Annotated in this window: 19 protein-coding genes and 1 tRNA gene; 6 read left to right on the top strand and 14 right to left on the bottom strand. The window is 71.6% G+C overall.

Translation table 11 applies throughout. The features are described from left to right. Positions 1-14 precede the first annotated feature (14 nt). The 10 genes from MLUT_RS14770 to MLUT_RS23585 all read right to left on the bottom strand — a co-directional run bounded on the left by MLUT_RS14770 (position 15) and on the right by MLUT_RS23585 (position 8,333). Complete coding sequence (locus tag MLUT_RS14770; protein ID WP_010079187.1) at positions 15-1,604, bottom strand: SCO6880 family protein; 1,590 nt, start codon at positions 1,602-1,604, stop codon at positions 15-17. Next, positions 1,604-2,644 carry a hypothetical protein gene (locus tag MLUT_RS14765; protein ID WP_010079188.1) on the bottom strand — a complete coding sequence of 347 codons (1,041 nt, stop codon included), beginning with the start codon at positions 2,642-2,644 and terminating at the stop codon, positions 1,604-1,606. The genes MLUT_RS14770 and MLUT_RS14765 overlap by 1 nt, the downstream gene beginning before the upstream one ends. Positions 2,645-2,676: 32 nt before the next feature. After that, positions 2,677-2,982: a hypothetical protein gene (locus MLUT_RS14760; protein WP_010079189.1), complete on the bottom strand. Its 306-nt coding sequence runs from the start codon at positions 2,980-2,982 to the stop codon at positions 2,677-2,679. Positions 2,983-3,165: 183 nt separating this feature from the next. Then, complete coding sequence (locus MLUT_RS14755) at positions 3,166-3,828, bottom strand: hypothetical protein (protein ID WP_010079190.1); 663 nt, start codon at positions 3,826-3,828, stop codon at positions 3,166-3,168. A gap of 85 nt (positions 3,829-3,913) precedes the next feature. After that, the gene (locus MLUT_RS14750) at positions 3,914-4,213 is read right to left on the bottom strand and encodes a hypothetical protein (protein WP_010079191.1); all 300 of its coding nucleotides are present in this window, start codon (positions 4,211-4,213) and stop codon (positions 3,914-3,916) included. Next, on the bottom strand, positions 4,210-5,055 hold the full coding sequence (locus MLUT_RS14745) for an RNA polymerase sigma factor (protein WP_230955722.1): 846 nt from the start codon (positions 5,053-5,055) through the stop codon (positions 4,210-4,212). Before MLUT_RS14745 ends, MLUT_RS14750 begins: the two co-directional genes overlap by 4 nt. Next, positions 5,055-6,113, bottom strand: a complete 1,059-nt coding sequence (locus MLUT_RS14740) for a helix-turn-helix domain-containing protein (protein ID WP_012750782.1) — start codon at positions 6,111-6,113, stop codon at positions 5,055-5,057. The genes MLUT_RS14745 and MLUT_RS14740 overlap by 1 nt, the downstream gene beginning before the upstream one ends. Continuing rightward, entirely contained in the window at positions 6,110-7,261 is a 1,152-nt protein-coding gene (locus tag MLUT_RS24190; RefSeq protein WP_010079193.1) for a DUF2637 domain-containing protein, read from the bottom strand. The genes MLUT_RS14740 and MLUT_RS24190 overlap by 4 nt, the downstream gene beginning before the upstream one ends. Beyond that, a complete protein-coding gene (locus tag MLUT_RS14730) occupies positions 7,258-8,094 on the bottom strand; it encodes an RNA polymerase sigma factor sigma-70 region 4 domain-containing protein (protein WP_010079194.1) in 837 nt (278 codons plus the stop codon). Before MLUT_RS14730 ends, MLUT_RS24190 begins: the two co-directional genes overlap by 4 nt. Then, positions 8,091-8,333, bottom strand: a complete 243-nt coding sequence (locus tag MLUT_RS23585) for a helix-turn-helix domain-containing protein (RefSeq protein ID WP_078025801.1) — start codon at positions 8,331-8,333, stop codon at positions 8,091-8,093. The genes MLUT_RS14730 and MLUT_RS23585 overlap by 4 nt, the downstream gene beginning before the upstream one ends. On the opposite strand from MLUT_RS23585, the gene MLUT_RS24260 reads away from it, so the two are divergent. Beyond that, positions 8,332-8,778 carry a helix-turn-helix domain-containing protein gene (locus MLUT_RS24260; protein WP_080555870.1) on the top strand — a complete coding sequence of 149 codons (447 nt, stop codon included), beginning with the start codon at positions 8,332-8,334 and terminating at the stop codon, positions 8,776-8,778. The two genes, MLUT_RS23585 and MLUT_RS24260, sit on opposite strands and share 2 nt — an antisense overlap. Here MLUT_RS24260 and MLUT_RS14720 read toward each other — a convergent pair. Then, positions 8,740-8,811, bottom strand: a tRNA-Asn gene (locus MLUT_RS14720). The genes MLUT_RS24260 and MLUT_RS14720 overlap by 39 nt on opposite strands. Before the next feature lie 205 nt (positions 8,812-9,016). Here MLUT_RS14720 and MLUT_RS14715 point away from each other — a divergent pair. After that, a complete protein-coding gene (locus tag MLUT_RS14715) occupies positions 9,017-9,682 on the top strand; it encodes a PepSY domain-containing protein (protein WP_012750781.1) in 666 nt (221 codons plus the stop codon). An 81-nt stretch (positions 9,683-9,763) separates the two neighbouring features. On the opposite strand, the gene dnaG is transcribed toward MLUT_RS14715, so the two are convergent. From dnaG to MLUT_RS14700, 3 genes are all read right to left on the bottom strand, one after another. Then, entirely contained in the window at positions 9,764-11,674 is a 1,911-nt protein-coding gene (dnaG, locus tag MLUT_RS14710; RefSeq protein ID WP_010079196.1) for a DNA primase, read from the bottom strand. Between the two features lie 30 nt (positions 11,675-11,704). Further along, the gene (locus MLUT_RS14705) at positions 11,705-11,935 is read right to left on the bottom strand and encodes a hypothetical protein (RefSeq protein ID WP_012750780.1); all 231 of its coding nucleotides are present in this window, start codon (positions 11,933-11,935) and stop codon (positions 11,705-11,707) included. Between the two features lie 62 nt (positions 11,936-11,997). Further along, a complete protein-coding gene (locus tag MLUT_RS14700; protein ID WP_010079198.1) occupies positions 11,998-13,029 on the bottom strand; it encodes an arsenic resistance protein in 1,032 nt (343 codons plus the stop codon). A gap of 53 nt (positions 13,030-13,082) precedes the next feature. On the opposite strand from MLUT_RS14700, the gene MLUT_RS14695 reads away from it, so the two are divergent. The 4 genes from MLUT_RS14695 (at position 13,083) to MLUT_RS14680 (ending at position 18,522) form a co-directional block, all read left to right on the top strand. Then, the gene (locus MLUT_RS14695; RefSeq protein WP_010079199.1) at positions 13,083-14,666 is read left to right on the top strand and encodes an anthranilate synthase component I family protein; all 1,584 of its coding nucleotides are present in this window, start codon (positions 13,083-13,085) and stop codon (positions 14,664-14,666) included. A 112-nt stretch (positions 14,667-14,778) separates the two neighbouring features. After that, positions 14,779-15,699, top strand: coding sequence for an SIR2 family NAD-dependent protein deacylase (locus tag MLUT_RS14690; protein ID WP_010079200.1), 921 nt, complete (start codon positions 14,779-14,781; stop codon positions 15,697-15,699). Positions 15,700-15,805: 106 nt separating this feature from the next. Beyond that, positions 15,806-16,897 (top strand): iron ABC transporter substrate-binding protein, encoded by a 1,092-nt coding sequence (locus MLUT_RS14685; RefSeq protein ID WP_010079201.1) that lies wholly within the window; start codon positions 15,806-15,808, stop codon positions 16,895-16,897. Positions 16,898-16,974: 77 nt separating this feature from the next. Next, on the top strand, positions 16,975-18,522 hold the full coding sequence (locus tag MLUT_RS14680; RefSeq protein WP_010079202.1) for an ABC transporter permease: 1,548 nt from the start codon (positions 16,975-16,977) through the stop codon (positions 18,520-18,522). Position 18,523: the final 1 nt, after the last annotated feature.

Genomic DNA, 18,523 nt, shown 5'->3' with positions numbered 1-18,523 from the left:
CACGCCCTCACGCATCAGAGCTTCATCCTTCCGAACGGCAGGGCACCGGCCACGAACGCCGCGTCCTGCTCCATCCACACCGGGCGCAGCTCGCACTCGGCCGTGATCCCGGCGGTCATGACCTCCGCCGCCGCGGACTCCAGCTCGGACCGCGAGGACCCGGTCACCGTGACCAGCACGACGACCTCCACGCCCGTGTGCCGACGCCGCAGCTCGGCCTCCTCACGCTCGACGTCCTCCAGGGACTGGTCATGTTCCAACGAACCGATGCGACCGAGCTTGCTCATCAGCCGCGAGTTCGTGTGCCAGTCCGTCTTGCGCCGCTGCACGGACCGCACCGCGGCCCCACGCTCGACCGGCGCCAGGAACACCGAGACCGTGTGCCGGAAGTCCCCGGCGAACACCAGCTCGTCCAGGAACCCCAGCCGGGCCAGGTTCTGCGGCAGCTCGGAGACCTTGTAGGTGCGGTGGTAGTTCCCGTCCGTGACCATGTGGCCCGCATGAACCTCCACGGCCATCGGTCCCGCACTCGAGGGCGCGGTGCCCGCCGGCTGCCCGTCCGCCTTCATGGTCGAGACCATCACCGAGGCGTCCGGGTCGAACGCCGACCGCGAGAGGCCGGCCAGCGTGCGCGGGGAGTGCCAGGCGGTCACCTGGGTCCCCGAGCGCGGCAGCGTGCTCTCCACCGTCGTCATCAGCTTGAGCATGTGCTCCATGAGCGCCGGGGTGCCCCCGCCGAGCGCCTTGACCTGCGAGGTGATCTTCGACGGGGAGACCACCAGCGTCAGCCACTGCTCGTGCACCGGCATCGACTGGGCCTCCTTCATCAGCTCACGGAACGCCTGGTCCAGGAACGGGTCGATGCTTGCCCCTGACCGGCCCGCGTCCTCCTGCTTGGACTCGTAGAAGTCCTCCACGGCCGCACCGGAGATGAGCGTCGTCTGATCCGACGCCTGAATCCGCACCACACCCGGCAGACGCGACAGCGCCGCCAGCGACGATCCCCACGACAGGGACCGTTCCTCCTGAGCGTCGAAGGACTCCAGATCAAAGCCCCGCGTCGTCATGACCTTCGCGCAGACCACCGCTTCCCGGGCGCGCGGGTCCCAGACGAACCCGGCCCCGTTGGGCATCGCGTAGACCATCAGCTCTCCGGCCACACCCGGCAGCCGGAACCGCGCCGGCTCACCCGGCTTGATCCGCCCCTTCGCATCACGTTGGGCCTGCGGCCCTGCCTCACTCACGGGTGCCTGCGGCTCGCCGTCCACCAGCTCCAGCACGTGTGCCGGGGCCATCCCCTGGCGGTACTCGAGCTGATCCGTTGCCCCCCGCCGCAGGTACTGCGCCGCCACCCACACCCAGCCAGGCAGGGACCGGCCACGGAACCGGGTCGCACCGAACGCGCCGATCACGGCCATCAGCCCGATACCCACGAACATGGCCGGCCCGCCACGCAGGATGAACGCCATGCCGATCAGCACGCCGGCCAGAACCACGATCACCTGCTCCAGGGTCAGCCCCAGGATCAGTCCCTGAGTCCGTTCCTGGGGGAATCGGACGTCGTCGTACTCCGAGTCCATCGACTCCTGAATCATCGTTGCCATCAGCGGCCTCCTCGCATCACCATCGCCCCGGCACGCTGGCGCATCCGGCCAGCCCGCGCCGAAACGCCCCGCATCGAATTCATTCCTCCACGCCCGGCCCGGCTCGCGGCCATCACGCCCGCCTGCTCAGCCTGGCCAGCACCGCCGCCCAGCCACGCGGTGACCGCAAGCATGAAGATCGGCATGGCCGCGGCCACGAACACCAGCACCATGCCAGCCACGGTCTGCACCCAATCCGTGGACAATGCCGCCATCGCCATACCCAGCCGCACGACGGCGGCTGCGATCGGCCCGGCCATGATCAGCCCCAGCATCATCGACAGCCACCGCCCCGCCAGGGCCTTGGCCGGCTCCAGGGCCAGCGAGAAGATCGCCGGGGCCGCGAACGAGGCCAAAATCAGAATCAGCACCAGACGGAAGATCATCATCGCCATCAGCACGAAGCAGGCGAAGAAGATCACCAGCGCGATGATCCACGCGACCAGGATCATCCCGTTTTCCGCGTTCTCGCTGGCCATCTCCCACTGCGCGAAGTTCTCGTCCAGCAAGATCTTGTCGTTGGCGGCGTCGTAGGTCAGACCGAACAGTCCCAGCACGCCGGCCACTGCCTCGTCCTGGCCATCGGTGCCACCGGAACCGACCTGCAAGATCCACAAGGTCAGCTGCTGGGTCGCTCCCATCGCCATCCACACCAGCCCGACCACCACGTAAGTCGCCGGGATGCTGAACACCGCCGCCAGGAACGCGCGCAGCATGCCAGCCGTGGACCCGCGCACCGCCGAGAGCGCGACCTGGACGGCCACGAAGATCACCAGCAGCGGGATCATCGCCAGCACGATGACGTTCAGCATCCCCGGGTGGTCGATCACCGCGCTCTCGCCACCGGCCACCGTTGTAGTGACCTGACCGCCGACGACCGTGACCCACCACTCCGGGGTCAGCGCACCCACGGAGAAAGCCTGCTCGATCAGCCCGGCAGCGGCCTTCGCCAGCCCCAGGATCGAACCTCGCACGAATTCCTCGAAGTCCTTCTCCCACATCGTTCTCTCCCTCCGTGAGTGCGCTCAGGACCTCAGAACAGCGGCAGGCCCGCGCCCCAACCGATCAGGCTCGCAGCACCGGCGATCAGGGCCGCAGCCACGATGCCCCAGACCACGAAGCTGATACCCACGTCCTGCGCGCGGCCGCTCGAGGAGAGCTTGCCGAAAATCCAGACCAGCACGCCGATGCCGACGGCGACGATCAGGATGACCAGGAAGGTGCCCAACGCCAGGCCCGTGATGTTCTGGATGGTGGGCATCCAGGGCCCATCGAAGCTCGGTGCGATGTCCGGGACACCGGCAGCCACCGTGGTGGCCGCGTGAATCAGATTGCTCATCAGAGGTCCTCCCGTAGGGATGTGATGTGACGACGGCCCGGATGTCTTCCGGCCCGCGCGGGCACCTCCTGCCCGCTGCCAGATGTACGACGCGCCGCACCGCCACGCATGTCACCTGCCCCGCACACGAGAAAGCCCCCACCCGCTGCATCCGCAGCAGGTGGGGGCAACCCTCAGATCAGATCAAGAGCAGTTCTGACCCCGCGTCAGCGTCAGGGTCCGCCCGGTCTGAGCACCGTTGGTCAGCGACTGACGCGCCACGTGCACCTCGACCGGCGAGCACTCGGCCGTGGCCTCGTTCTGCGCCGAGCAGTCCGGCTCACCCGACCCGTTCACCTCGCCCGTGGCATACCACTTCACCGATGTGACGACCGTGTACGAGGATTCCGTGCCCGTAGGCTCCTTGCCCCACTCGTACCCGTCCAACGCGGGCTGTCCACCGAGCAACGCACTGATCACACGCTCACGCTCTGCCCGATCCGGCGACGGCTCCTCCTTGTCAAAGTCCCGCACCGCCTGCCGGTTGCAGGTCTGCTTCGGGGCGTTCTTCTCGATCGCGACCGACTGTGGCCTGGCCCCGGCGGGCATCAGCTCGCTCGTGCCCAGCCCAGCCCCCCAGCTCGCGCCGGCCGTGCCAGCGCCCAGCACCGTCGCCCCCACCGCCGCCAACCCGACCATCGTCCACCCCTTCCGCATCCCGCCAGGCGAAAACCAGGCCCTGCCCCACATCGCCAGCACCACGCCAGCACCCACCGCCAGGACCAGCACGACCAGCGCCGTCCCGACCACCCATCCACTGATCTGTGACCACCCCGACAGCCCGTCCGGGTTGATTCCGTTCAACATGTCCGACTCCTCGTCGCTCGTCTGACCCGTCTTGCTTCGTTGCCGTGTCTCGTCCTGGGTTCGCGGTCGCCACCGCGAAGGTCTGTCAGCCCGCCATCGCCTGCACCACCGCCAGCACCCACAGCACGAGTACCACCAGCGCCACGGCCGCAATCGCCCACCGACCCCGGGCCGAGTCCCACCCGGCCGGTACACGCTCCTGCCACGACGTCGGCAGTGGCGCGTCCACGGACTCCGCCACCCACCGCCGCCCGGCCTCACCCGTGCTCTGGCGCAGCCGCCGCACGGACGAGAACAGCCCCCGGTCCCGCTCTACGTAGACCACGCGCGGCTCCTGGCCCTCCGGCACGTCTTGGCTCTGCTCGAACTCCGTCTGTTCGCTCACTTCTCTGCCCTCTCGTTTCGGATCACCGTTGTCGCCACCCGCAGCAGGTGCCGCGTCTCGGCCAGGTACTGCCGACTCGTGGAGTGGCTGAACCCGGTGGCCTGCATGACGTCCTCGACCGTGACCGCTTCCATCCGGCCCCCAGCCTGCGCGCAGGCCAACGCGACCTGCCGCGCCCAGTCCCCCGCGTCCCCGTCGTCGGGAAGGCAGCTGATCAGCACGCGCATCGTCACCGCCTGCCCCGAACGGGCCACCTCCTGCGCCGCCCGGACCACCCGGGCACAGCGCACCAGCTCACGCCGCGCCTGACGCAGTGCGGTCACCGAGACGCCCATCGCCTCCGATGCCGCCACGACGTCATCCCCGAACGCCAGCACCACGGCCAGGGCACGGGCCGTCATCTCCGAGGACTCCATCACCGACTCGACCACCCGCATCACCTCCGCGACTTCCCGGTGTGCAGCCAGCGCTTCAACCACAGCCTCGGCCGGGTCCTCCATGACCATCGACACCGCAGTCTTCTCCCGCGCCACCGCGGAAGCCTCCAGCGCCTCCTGGCCCGCCCGCGACCGGCCGACCGCCCGCAGATGATCCACCGCCCGGTTCCGGGCGATGGTGCCGACCCAGGTCCGCAGGGAACCCCGGTCCGGATCGAACCGCTCCCGGGAGTGCCACGCGGACTCCCACGTGCTCTGGAGCACGTCCTCCACGACGTCGCCGTTGCCCGAGGGTCCGAGCACGGCCACCACCGTGCCTCGCACCGAGGCCACCGCTTCCGCCAGCTCGTCACCGGTCACCAGCACCATCCCCGCCGGAGCCACCCGGTCCGCCTGCCCGGCCATCACTCCACCGCCTCCACCAACGCCCGTGGCATCGCCCGACGCTCCAGCCGGCAGTGCGGGCAATCCGCAAGCACGGCCTGCCCGTACGCCGAGACGTGCACGTCCGGGTCCTGGCACGGCTCACCGGTCCGCAGCTCACGCACCTGCCCCGACGCAGCCGGAGCCTGAGCCACGGCGACCGGCCGGGGCCGGGTCACCGCGACCAACTCCTCGAACTCCGAGGCCAAGGACCGCGCCACGAACGCCGTGGGCTTGCGCACCGGCCCCGAGGCCCGCGCCAAGACCACGTCCACGATGGACCGCAGCTGCCCGTCCCCGAGGTCCGCAGCCGCCGGCACCCGCTGAACCAGGTCCGCCAGGACCACACCCCGATGGACCAGCCCCACGCCTTCCCCACCGTCGATGGCCTGATCGGTCCGTCGTCCGTCGTCCGTCGTCGTCTCCGCGCGCACTGCACCGGACTGACGGACTGACGGACGGACAGATGAGGGTTCTTGGGGGTTAGTCCGCGCGCGATCCTTATAGTCGGCAAAGTCGCGATTGTCGGGTGAGTCCGCCGAAATTGTCGGGTGAGTCGAATCACCCGCCAGATTGTCGGGTCGCGTGTTCATGCGGGTCTCAGATTTACCCGCCAGATTGTCGGGTCGCGTGTTCATGCAGGTCTCAGATTTACCCGCCAGATTGTCGGTTCGCGTGTTCATGCGGGTCTCAGATTTACCCGCCAGATTGTCGGGTCGCGTGTTCATGCGGGTCTTGGGGTCTTGGACAAGGTCGTTCAGGGCCTCTTCGCGGAGGTAGTACCTCAAGCCGATCCGCCCGCGCCCGTCCCCGTACCGGGACTCGGTCTCCACCAGGCCCAGGTCTCGCAGGCGGGCGATGTGCCGCTCCACCGAACGCACCGTCTGGGCCGACCGCCGGGCCAACGTCTCCTGGCTCGGGTAGCAAGACCACGCCTCGTCCGCGTGGTCACCCAGTATCAAAAGCACGAACGCCTGGCCGGTGTTGAGGTGGCCCGTCTCCGCAGCCTTCCACGCCCACTTCATCGCGTCGATGGTCATGCCTGCTCCTCCCCGGCCCCGAATGCCTCAGCGTGCGTCTCACGGGCATCAGCCAAGCGGCGACGCCCGGTGCGCTCTGAGCATCCGAACTTCTCTGCGACCTCTGCTGCCGAGGGCACCTGGCCCTCCTGCGCACGGGCCACGATCCATGAGGTGATGTCCGCACCCGATGCCTTCTCCACCGTCTTCGTCTCTGCGGCGACCGGCTCTGACGACGCCACGGTCTCGACGACCTCGACCCCCTGGGCGACCTCGACCCCCTGGGCGACCTGCGATTCCTCGACCACGGCCTGCTGAACCTCACGGGCCTCGCGTTCGGTCTCGAGTTCGGCCTGACGCTCCATCCGCTCCAGCTCCTGCCGGTGCCGAGCCTCGGCCACTTCGGCCTCCCGCTCGGCCTCGCGCCGCTGGGCCTCGATCTGCCGGCGGCTCGCCGCGAGTTCGGCCTCCAGCTCCGCGCGCCGACGATCCAGCTCCGCCTGAGCCTTCAGCTGCTCTGCCTCCTCCGAGACCTGCGATGCGCGCTCGGCCCGCCGCGAGTCCGGGTTCTCCACTGCGACCCGCGCCAGCTGATTCGTGGCCACGAACACCGCCACCGGAACCATCACTGCGATGAGCGCACCCACCACGGACTGCCACACGCTCGCGTTCTCAGCACTCCACGCATGCGCCCCGTTGGCGATCATCGACAGGCCCGTGAACGCCCCCAGCGCCCACCACGACGCCCGCGCGGACTCCCCTCGGGACTCGTGCACCAGTACGGAGCCTGCGTAGACCAGGATCGCCAGATCGATGAAGACCGGCACTGCCCAATGCATGAACGGCGGCAGCCCCAGCCACGCCGCGACCTCGTACAGCGCCGCGAACGAAATGGAGAACGCCACCAGCCCGGCCACAGCGGTCCCGGCCACCACGGCCCGGATGAACCGGCCATCGTTCGGGTTGACCCGGCGCGGAAGCGACCGAATCCCACTGCCCGTGGGCCGCGTACCGGTGCTATCCTTCGAGTACTCGACCAGCGTGTTCTTTGGAATGTGCACCGTCTCCGATTGAGCGTTTTCGGAAGCCCTGACAGCCTGGCCGCTGCTCGGGGCTTCCGGCCATTTCGGCCCAGACGTTCGGGCCTCCCACATCTGCTGCGCGCTCATCGCGTGCCCTCCTCGATCTTCTTCAGCACCTCATCCAGGTCGTCCACCGCGTCCCGAAGCGTTGACCGGATCTCTGCCTGAGACTCGCCGTCGACATGCCCCACAGAACGGATCACGTGCGCCAGAGTCCGCACGCACCGCACCGAGTCCCACACGACCCCGTGAAGGTCCTCGTCCTCGACCAGCGCCTTGCCCGTCGCGGGCGACACCAGCGAAGCCACCGGGGTAGCCGCCTTGATCAGCGCTGGCACCGCGGCCGCACCCGATCCGTTGAACGCAGTCAGCACACGACGCGCGCGGCCCTTCTGTTCCTCGTCGTGCCGGACCAAGTCCAGCGGCTCGATCCCGAAGTCCTCGGCCGGCATGTCCAAGACCGCGTCAACGTCACTTTGACCACCTCGGACCCCCATGGAGGGCTCGAGGTTTCCAATGCGAGTGGGCCTCGTGGCCTCGTAGGTCTTCCCGTCGACCCCGACGACGGAGGCCGGTGCACGTCCAGGTGCGTCTTTTGACGCACCTGCGTGCTTAAGCTCCCGCCGCACCGTGGCCTCACTGATCTGTGTCGCGGACGCGATCGCCCGAGTACTCATCCCCACCTCACGGAGGGACAGCACGATGTCCTGTCGCTTTTCCAGCGGTGGCCGAAGATGCAAGTTGCCGAACTCCCGAGTCACGTACTCGTCCCAGCTCCGGTACCCCAGAACTTCCCAAGCCCGCCCCCGATACGCGGACCGGATCAGGTGGTACACGGACTCCAGGCCGGTCTTGATCTGGTCTGTGACTTCTCGCGCTGCCTCTGGGGTGTAGGCCAGCTGAAGTGAATAGCCGTTCATGCCTCGGCCAGCTGTTCATCTGCAGCATCGATGCCGGCTACCAACGTCGCGAACGGCACGCCCAGGACACGGGCGAGCTCCAGCAGCTCGCCTAGGCGGAATTCGACCTGCCCGGACATCCGCTTGGAAAGACCGTCCGGGGTGAGACCGGCCAGTGCCGCTGCGCGGGCCTGGGTTAGGTCTCGTCTACTGATTTCGGCTGCCAGGTTCGACCTGACGCAACGGGTGTGATTGCTCATGGCCCACACTGTATGCGCTGTACGCATATCTGCCCAGCCCTCGCCTTGCGGTCATCGCAACTTTTTTTCTCTGACCTTGTGCGTCGTTCGCCTGAGCCATAGGGTCTTGCCCATGACGAACTCGAACGAGGAGAGCGGCTCGGATTTCAATTCGATGGTCGCCGCAGAGGTGCGTGCTTGGCTCGCCCGCTCCGGCAAACGCCAGGCAGACCTAGCAGCGGCGCTCGGCGTCTCACAGAGCGGCATCTCACACCGGCTTCGCGCTCGGGTGGCCTTTACGTTGGAGGAGCTGGCCACCATCGCGGAGGTCTTCGACATCACGCTGGCGGAACTGCTCGGCCCGGTCATCCTCCAGGCACGAAGAAGCCCCCACACCGACATGGTCGGTGCAGGGGCTTCAGGATCGCTCCCCCGGTTGGATTCGAACCAACAACCCTTCGATTAACAGTCGAATGCTCTGCCGTTGAGCTACGGGGGAATGTGCCGCGAACCGCCGGAGCCGCTCGGACAACGGATGGAACTTTACCAGAGCCACCCGCCTGCGCGCCACCCGGCCGCGGGGCGCCGTCGTCGTCCTGCCCACGCCCGGGGACCGGGCCCTTGCCAGGCACGGCTCCGGCGGGCCTACGGTGCGAGGACATTCCCAGAACCATCAGGAACGGACCCGAAGGAGAGACGTGACCATGACCATCACGACCCTCACGCGCAAGACCGCGCTGACCGGCACGGGCGTGCTGGTCTCGCTCGCCCTCGCGGCCTGCGGCACCACCTCCGACAACGGCGACGACGGCTCCGCCTCGCCGGGGGTCGACGCCTCCTCGTCCGTGGCGAACACCCCCACCACGGACGACGGGTCGGGCTCGGCGTCGTCGTCAGCCTCCTCCGCCCCGGCTTCATCGACGGCCCCCGCGGCTGGCGGCGGCTCGGCCACCGGCCAGGCCGACGAGCCCGCCTACGCGGTGATCGACGCGGTGCTGGAGAGGCACGGCGACGGCATCATCGTCGCGGTGGATGCCGACGACGATGACACGACCTGGGAGGTCGACGTCGTGGTGGGCGAGGAGGTGAAGGAGCTGGACGTCACCGCCGACGGCGACATCACCGAGACCGACCGCGACTCGGATCCCGAGGACGTCCAGAAGGCGAAGGAGGCCGAGGTCACCGCCCAGCAGGCCCTCGACACCGCCCGGGAGGGCCGTGACGGGGTGACCCTGGACGAGATGGACCTGGACGACGACAACGGCACTCTCCAGTGGGCGGTCGAGTTCGACCGCGAGGACGGCTCCGACGGCCCCGAGGTCAAGATCGACGCCAGGTCCGGCGAGGTGCTCACGGTCGACGAGCACTGACGCCGCACGGCCGACGGACCGCCGTTTCCCGAACGAAAATGCGCCTGGGGCCGCCGTTTCCCGAACGAAAGCGGGCGGGGGTCAGTCGTCGGCTCGGAGGGCCCGGCGGCGCGCCTCCAGTTCCATGAGCTCGCTGTTGAGGCGGGTGAACTCGGCGGGGTCGCCCTCGGGGCCGAGCCGCTGCAGGCGCCCGAGCAGCTCCTCCTTGCGGTGCACGATCTGCAGGGCGAACAGGCGGTTCATGATGTCCCGGCAGTACCGGTCCACATCCTCGGGAGTGCGGGCGGGCAGGTCGCGGACCGCCAGCTCGGACACGACGCCGGCCACCTCCTGGGGCACGGCATCCCGCACGGCGTCCACCCAGCGCTGCGGCGTCGCCCCCGCCGACCCGGCCACCTTCACACCCTGGTGGACGGCGGCGTACTGCGGGACCGTGAAGCGGGCGGCGTACAGCGCGGTCCACTGCTCCGCGGAGAGCAGGGTGGGGTGCTGCAGCACCACCTCGAGGGACTCCCGCTCCCGGCGGGCGACGGGGTCACGCGGGTCCACCGGCACCACGATCCGCGGCGCCGGGGCGGCAGCCTCCCCGTGGCGGCCCGTGGGCCCGACCGCCTGCCCGTCGCTCGCCAGGGTCGGCCGCGCCTCGGGCTCGGGCCCCCGCCGCGGTGCGCGCCCGGCCGCGGCCACGGCCCGGTGCACGGCGTTCGGGTCCAGACCGAGCCAGCCGGCCAGCTCCCGCTCGTAGCCCGGGCGCAGGACGGCGTCCTTGATCCCCGCCACGATCGGCGCGGCGTGGCGCAGGGCGCCGGCGCGGCCCTCCACGGTGTTCAGGTCGTAGTGCTTGAGCCCGGCCCGGATCGCGAACTCGAAGAGCGGGCGCCGCGAGGCGATGAGCGCGCGCACCGCCTCGTCACCCTTCTGCATGCGCAGGTCGCACGGGTCCATGCCGCTGGGCTCCACGGCCACGAACGTCTTGGCGAGGAACCGGTGGTCCTCGTCGAACGCCTTGAGCGCGGCCTTCTGCCCGGCCTCGTCGCCGTCGAAGGTGAAGATCACCTCGCCGCCCGTGCCGTCATCGGAGATCAGGCGGCGGGCCACCTTGATGTGGTCCGCGCCGAACGCGGTGCCGCACGTGGCCACGGCCGTCCCGACGCCGGCCAGGTGGGCCGCCATCACGTCCGTGTAGCCCTCGACGAGCACCAGCTGGCGCTCCTTGGCGATCGTCCGCTTGGCCAGGTCGATGCCGTAGAGCACCTGCGACTTCTTGTAGAGCGGCGTCTCGGGGGTGTTCAGGTACTTGGGGCCGGGATCGTCGTCGTAGAGCTTGCGGGCGCCGAAGCCGATGGTCGCGCCGGTCATGTCCCGGATGGGCCAGAGCAGGCGGCCGCGGAACCGGTCGTACAGGCCGCGCTGCCCCTCGGACACCAGCCCGGAGGCGCGCAGCTCCTCGTCCCGGAAGCCGCGCTGCCGGAGGTGGTCCAGCAGGTGCGACCACCCCTGCGGGGCGTACCCGAGGCCGAACTGCGCCGCGTGCTCCTGTGTGAACCCGCGCTGGGTGAGGAAGTCGCGGGCGGCCTGGGCCTCGGGCGAGCCGAGGGCCCGACGGAAGAACTCGTCCGCCACCTTGTTCGCCTCGAACAGGCGACGACGGCGCCCCGTCTCCGCCTTGTCCGGGCCGGTGCCGCCGTCCTCGTAGTGCAGCTCCACCCCCACCCGGGACGCCAGACGCTCCACGGTCTCCATGAACGTGGTGTGCTCGAGTTCCATCAGGAAGCTGATGACGTCCCCGTGCGCGCCGCAGCCGAAGCAGTGATAGGTGCCCACGCCGGGGCGCACGTGGAACGACGGCGTCCGCTCGTCGTGGAACGGGCACAGCCCCTTGAACGAGCCCACACCCGCCGAGCGCAGGGTGACGAACTCCTCCACCACGGCCTTGAGGTCCGTGCGCTCGCGGACGAGGTCGATGTCCTTGCGCACGATCAGTCCAGCCATGGGGACCATTCTAGGGACGGGGCGGAGCGGTCAGCCCCGAGCGGAACCGGCCTCCGTGGACGCGCGGGACTCCTGCGGGCCCTGTGCAGGAGTCGAGTGCCCGGACCCCGGGCGGGCGTCGGCCGGCTCCGCCGGGCGGCCGGTCACCGGGTCGATCACGGGCAGGGCGCCGGTGGCCGCCTCCACGAGCGGGTGGAACAGTGCTGCCGAAGCCAGGCCGCCACGCCGGCGGCGCGCCGAGGACACGAACGAGAGGCTCATGTCGCCCACGATAGCCACCCGGTACCGTGATTCCGGTCACGGAAAGGCAACATTGTGGGCGGTCAGGTCACGGTTCGCCGCGCGCCCGCCCCCGCGGACTGCCCGTGCAGCGGCAGCAGCCGGGGCACCAGCCGGACGAGGCTCACCATCGCCCCGAGCTCCACGAGCGTCTGCGTCACCACCACGAGTGGGGCCGGGTCCAGGCTCGCCGGCAGGGACAGCGCCAGCGGCAGCACGACCAGGGAGTTCCGCGTCACGCCCGAGAACACGAGCGCCCGTCCTGCGGGCACGTCGAGACGCGCCCACCGCGCGGCCACCACGCCGAGGGCCACCATCACGGCGGCGAACGCCGCGAACAGGGGCACGACGGCGGCCAGCGCGGGCAGCCGCTCCCCCACCCCGCGGATCTGCGAGGCGACCACCGTGAACAGCGTGACGACCATGAGCGGGACCATCGCCGCCGTGAACCCGCGCACTACCCCGGCCGCCGTGTCCCGCACCCCACCGCGGCCGCGCACCGCACCCCACTGGAGCAGCGCCGCGAGCGCGAGCGGCACCAGGATCAGCATGACCAGGGCACGGACGAAGGGCCCGACGTCGACCGCGGCCACGGCCGCCTCGCCGGCGACGACGCGCAGCAGCACGGGCAGCACGACCAGCTGGACGAGCATGAGCAGCGGAGCCGCCGCCAGCAGCCTCTCGGCCGCCCCGCCCGCGAGCGCGGTGAACGCGATGACATAGTCCACGCACGGGGCCAGCAGCACGAGGAGCACGCCCACGAGCAGCGCGTCGTCGTGGGCCACGAACCGGCTCAGCCCGAACACCACCGCCGGCACCACCACGAAGTTCAGGACCAGCAGTGCCGTGAGGAACCTGCCGTCCCGCAGGCCCGCGCCCAGCGCGGCGAACGGCACCGCCAGGAACGTCGCCAGCAGGAGCAGCGCGAGGACCGGCTCGACGAGCACCGCCCACGCGTCGGCCCCGGGCACGGCCCACCCGACGACGGCGCCCGCGGCGATCCCCGCGAGGTACAGCGCCACCTGGTGGCGTTCGAGCGCGGCGACCAGGGCGCGGCGGGGCGGTGCGGACGGCATGCCGCCAGCGTACGGAGCGATCCGGGCGGGGGCTGACCCCTACGCTGGGGGCCATGCCCACCGCCCCCGCACCGCCCGAGGCCGCCGCCACCCCGTTGCATGTGGCCGTGCGCACGCTCGACGCCGCGGCGCTCGCGGCGGCCGGGCACACGGCGGCGAGCGCCGTGGCCGCGGTCTATGCGCACGCCGTCATGCGCGGGGCCGCGTCGTTCTGGTTGGACTCCGCCCTGCCGGACCCGGCCGAGGCGCGCTGGTCCGTGGCGGGCGACGGGCTGGATGTGCTCGGCGAGGAGCAGGGTCGCGTGCCCTCCCCCGGCACGCGGCTGGTCCGGCACGACGACCCCGCCGATCCGGACCGCGCGTGGGCCGACCTCGCGGCCGCGGCCGCGCCCCGACCGGTGGTCGGCGGCGAGGGCCTGCCCCTGCGCGGCGGCCTGGTCGGCTGGCTCGGCTACGAGCTCGGCCTGGCGGATCTGGGGGTGTCCCCGCCCTCACGTCGACCCGGGGACCCCGCAGCCCTGCCCGCGCAGTTCTGGGTGCGCCCGTCCCGCTACGTCGTGGCGGACCATGCGGCCGGGGTGCTGCACTGCTGCGTCGTCTCCCTCGATCCGACCGCCGCGGAGGCCGGGGTCGACCGCTGGGCAGTGGACGTGCGCCGTGCCCTCGCCGCGGCCCGCCGCGCTCTCGAGACGGCGGCGGGCGACGCCGTCGTGCCGCCCCCGGAGAACGCCGGCCCGGAATCCCGGGCCGACGAGGAGGCGCCGGGCACGTGGCGCGAGAACCGGGCAGCATACGCCGAGCAGATCGCCCGCTGCCGCGCCGCGCTGCACGCCGGCGACTCCTACGAGCTGTGCCTGACCACCCGCTTCGACGCCGACGCCGGGCTGCGCGTGGACCCGCTGGTCCTCTTCCACGAGCTCGCCGCGCACCAGCCGGCCCCGTATGCGGCGCTGCTGGAGCACGGCACGGGCGCCCGCCGGTGGGCCGTGGTCTCCGCCTCCCCCGAGCGCTTCCTCTCCGGCCGGGACGGGCGGTACAGCACCAAACCGATCAAGGGCACGGCCGCCCGACTGGCCGACCCGGCCGAGGACGCCGAGGCGGCCCGCGCGCTCGCCGCCGACCCCAAGACACGCGCCGAGAATCTCATGATCGTGGACCTGCTGCGCAACGACCTCTCCCGGGTGTGCGAGCCCGGCTCCGTGCAGGTGCCCTCCCTCATGGCGGTGGAGAGCTACGCGACCGTCCACCAGCTCGTCTCCACCGTCACGGGCACGGCACGGGCCGGCGTCGACCCGGTGGACGTGGTGCGCTCCCTCTTCCCCGGCGGGTCGATGACGGGCGCGCCGAAGCGCCGCAGCGTCGAACTGCTGGCCGCGTGGGAGGCCTCTCCGCGCGGCGTGTACTCCGGAGCGCTGGGGATGCTGGGCGCGGACGGGACGACGTCGTTGTCCGTCGTGATCCGCACGGCCGTGCTCGCCGGGGGCCGCTGGTCCGTGGGGGCCGGCGGGGCGATCGTCGCGGACTCTGACCCGGCCGCCGAGCACGACGAGGTCCTCCTCAAGGCCCGCGGCCTGCGCCGGGCCCTCGCCCGCGCCGCCGGCACGGGCCTGCCGACGACGGCGCCCGACATCGCCTGACCCCACACCGTGGTCCGGGGGCGATATTCGGCGGTATTCCGACGGAATAACGCCGCAAACCGCCCCCGGACGAGGGGGGCGCCCACCCGTGCCGCCTGCCTAGGCTGGGGACATGGCCGATCCGCACCCCGTCCTCGCCGCCTCCGCCCCCGTCCTCGCCGATCCGCACCCCGTCCTCGCCGCCTCCGCTCCCGACCTCGACCCTGGCGCGCTGGACGCCGTCCGCGCGCTCGTGGCCGCCGCCGAGCGTCCCGTGGTGCTCTCCGGGGCGGGGATGAGCGCCGAGTCCGGCATCCCCACGTTCCGTGACGCCCAGACCGGCCTGTGGGAGCGCTTCTCCGCGGAACAGCTCGCCACGGAGGAGGCGTTCCTCGCCGATCCCGCGCTCGTGTGGTCCTGGTACCGGTGGCGTGCCCGGATGGTGCGGGCCCGCCGACCGAATCCGGGGCACGACGCCGTCGCCGCCTGGCAGCGCCGCACACCCGACCTGGAGGTGGTCACCCAGAACGTGGACGACCTGCACGAGCGGGCCGGCGCCCGCGTGCTCGCGCACCTGCACGGCTCGCTGTTCGAACACCGCTGCGCCGAGTGCGGGGCCCCGGCGGACGTGGACCCGGGCGCGCCCTCGGACGTGGACGCGGCCGGCTCGGAGGCGGACCTGGAGGCGATGCTGCGTGAGGCGCCGCCGGCGTGCCCGGCGTGCGGGACGGGACGGATCCGGCCGGGCGTGGTGTGGTTCGGCGAGATGCTGCCGCAGGAGCCGTGGGAGCGCGCCTACGAGGCGCTGGAGCGCTGCGACCTGGCCCTCGTCGTCGGCACCTCGGGCCTGATCCAGCCGGCCGCGTCCCTGCCGTTCGTGGCGCTGGGAGCCGGGGTCGCCGTCGTCGAGGTGAACCCCGTGGAGACCGAGCTGAGCGGCGCGGTGACGCACGCGCTGCGCGGCTCGGCCGGGGCGGTGCTGCCCGCGCTCGTCGCCGGCGTCTGGCCCGGGCCGTCGGGGGCCTTGTCGACTGCGAGGCACGTCACATGGTGACGCAATAGACAACACACGCATGACTTAATAGGCTCCCCTTGCCGGCCCGCCAGGAACCCCTGGCCCGCGGCGCCGCCCCCGCCACTCCTCCCGAATCGAGATTGCCATGCCCCAGTCCCGCGCCCTCTCGCGTGGTGTCCGCCTCTCGGCCGTGTCCGCCACGCTGCTGCTCGCCCTGACCGCCTGCGCCGGCGGCACCGGCGGCTCCGGCTCGGACTCCGCGTCCGGCGCGGCGTCCGGCTCCGCCTCCGCCGCCGAGTCGGACAAGAAGGTCACCCTGTACTCGGGCCGCAGCGAGGACCTCGTCCAGCCGATCCTGGACGAGTTCACCGACGAGACCGGCATCGAGGTGGAGGTCCGCTACGACAAGACCCCCGCCATGGCCGCGCAGCTGGTCGAGGAGGGCGAGGGCTCCCCCGCCGACGTGTTCCTCTCCCAGGATGCGGGCGCGCTCGGCGCCGTCGCCAAGGAGGGCCTGTTCACGCCCCTCGCCCAGGAGACCCTGGACCGCGTGCCCGAGACCTACCGGGACGACGAGGGCGACTGGGTCGGCCTGACCGGCCGCGTCCGCGTGCTGGCCTACAACGAGGAGAAGGTCCCCGAGGCCGACCTCCCGACGTCGGTCGACGAGCTGACCGATCCGAAGTGGAAGGGCCGCGTCGGCGTCGCCCCCACCAACGCGTCCTTCCAGACGTTCGTCACCGCCCTTCGCCTGCAGAAGGGCGAGGACGAGGCCCGGACCTGGCTCGAGGACTTCGCCGCCAACGACCCGCAGCGCCGCGAGAAGAACGGCGAGATCCTCGCCGACGTGGACGCCGGCACCCTGGACACCGGCCTAGTCAACCACTACTACCTGTTCGAGCTGGCCCGGGAGAAGGGCGTCGCCCCGGAGGAGCTGGGCGCGTCCCTGCACTTCTTCCCCGACGGCGACCTCGGCTCGCTGGTGAACGTGTCCGGCATGGGCCTGGTGGGCGAGCAGGAGGACGGCGACGCCGCCGCCCTCGTGGAGTACCTTCTCTCCGAGGACGGTCAGTCGTACTTCGCCGAGGAGACCGGCGAGTACCCGCTCGTGGAGGGCGTGGAGCAGCCGGCCGGCTTCCCGGAGCTCTCCGAGGTCAAGGCCCCCGACGTGGACCTCAACGACCTGGACGACCTCCAGACCACCATCCAGATGATCCAGGAGGCGGGCCTGCTCTGACCCCCCGAGCACCGGAGCCGGCCGTCCGCCGCACGCGCGGACGGCGCGCTCCCGCGGCGCTGACCGCCGCGGCCCTCGTGGCCGCGGCGGTCGCGCTCGTCCCCATCGGCTACCTGTTCCTGCGCACCGCCCAGGGCGGGTTCGGCCCCTGGCTGGACGCCGTCGTGAGCCCGCGCGTGGGCGCCCTGGCCGCCACCTCGCTCGCGCTCACCGCCGTGGTGACCGCGCTGTGCCTGGTGATCGGCGTGGGCGCCGCCTGGCTCGTCACCCGCACCGACACGCCCGGCCGCGGCCTGCTGGCCGTCCTGCTGGCGCTGCCGCTGGCCGTGCCCTCCTACGTGGCGGCGTTCACGTGGGTGTCCGTCTCGGACCTGCTGCCCGGCGTGGAGGCGGGGCGCTTCGAGGGGTTCTGGGCCGCGGTGACGGTGATGACCCTCTACACGTACCCGTACGTATACCTGCCGGTGGCGGCCGCGCTCTCCCGCATCGACCCCGGCCAGGAGGACGTGGCCCGCTCGCTCGGCCGCGGCCCCGCCGCCACGCTGTTCACCGTCACGCTCGCCCAAGTGCGCCCGGCGATCGCCGGCGGCGCCCTGCTGGTGGCCCTCTACGTGCTCTCCGACTTCGGCGCCGTGGCCATCCTGCGCCTGGACACCTTCACCCGGGCGATCTTCACGGCGCTCGAGGTGGGCTTCAACCGGCAGCTCGCCCTCACCCTGGCCACCGTGCTCGTGCTGCTGACGGTGCTGGTGCTCTGGGGCGAGTCCCGCACCCGCCGGGCCGACGACGGCGTCCGCTCCGGTCGCACGGTCCGCCGGGTCAGCGTGCACCGGCTGGGCCGGTCCCGCTGGGTCGGCACCGGGCTCCTCGCCGTGGTCACGGGCGCCGCGCTGGGCGTGCCCGCGGTGAGCCTGGTCCGCTGGATGGGCGAGGGCACGTCCCTGTCCGCCGTCCGGGACCGCTGGCTCGACGCCGTCTCCGGCTCCGTGGTCCTGGCGGGCGCGGGCGCGGCGCTCACCCTCGCCCTCGCCCTGCCGATCGGCATCCTCGCCGCCCGCCACCCGGGGCGCGTCTCCCGGATCGCCGAGCGCGCCGCGTTCCTCGCGCACGGGCTGCCCGGCGTCGTCGTGGGGCTCTCCCTCGTGTTCCTCGGGGTCTCCCTGGTCCCGGCGCTCTACCAGACCACGTGGATGGTGGCCTTCGCCTACGCCACCCTGTTCCTGCCGCTGGCGGTCACGTCGGTGGCCGGGGCCGTCGCCCAGTCCTCCCCTGCCCTCGAGGAGGCGGCCCGGTCCCTGGGCTCCTCGGGCGCCGAGGTGCTGCGCCGCGTGACCCTGCCGCTGGCGCTGCCGGGGGTGGGCGCCGGCGTCGCGCTGGTGGCCCTCACCGCCATGAAGGAGCTGCCCGCCACGCTGCTGCTGCGGCCCACCGGCATGGACACGCTCGCCACCCGCCTGTGGAACGCCACCAGCGTGGGCCGGTACGCCGAGGCCGCCCCCTACGCGCTCACCCTCGTGCTGCTCGCCGCGGTGCCCACGTGGGTGGTGGTCCACCGCACGGGGATCGTCGCGGCCGTGCGCGGCCGCTCGAGCGCCCCGTCGACCCCGAACGAGGTGTCAGAATGAC

This window comes from Micrococcus luteus NCTC 2665 (assembly GCF_000023205.1).
Taxonomy (GTDB): domain Bacteria; phylum Actinomycetota; class Actinomycetes; order Actinomycetales; family Micrococcaceae; genus Micrococcus; species Micrococcus luteus.
The sequence above is the reverse complement of the archived record's forward strand: the minus strand, read 5'-3'. Positions and strand labels throughout refer to the sequence as shown.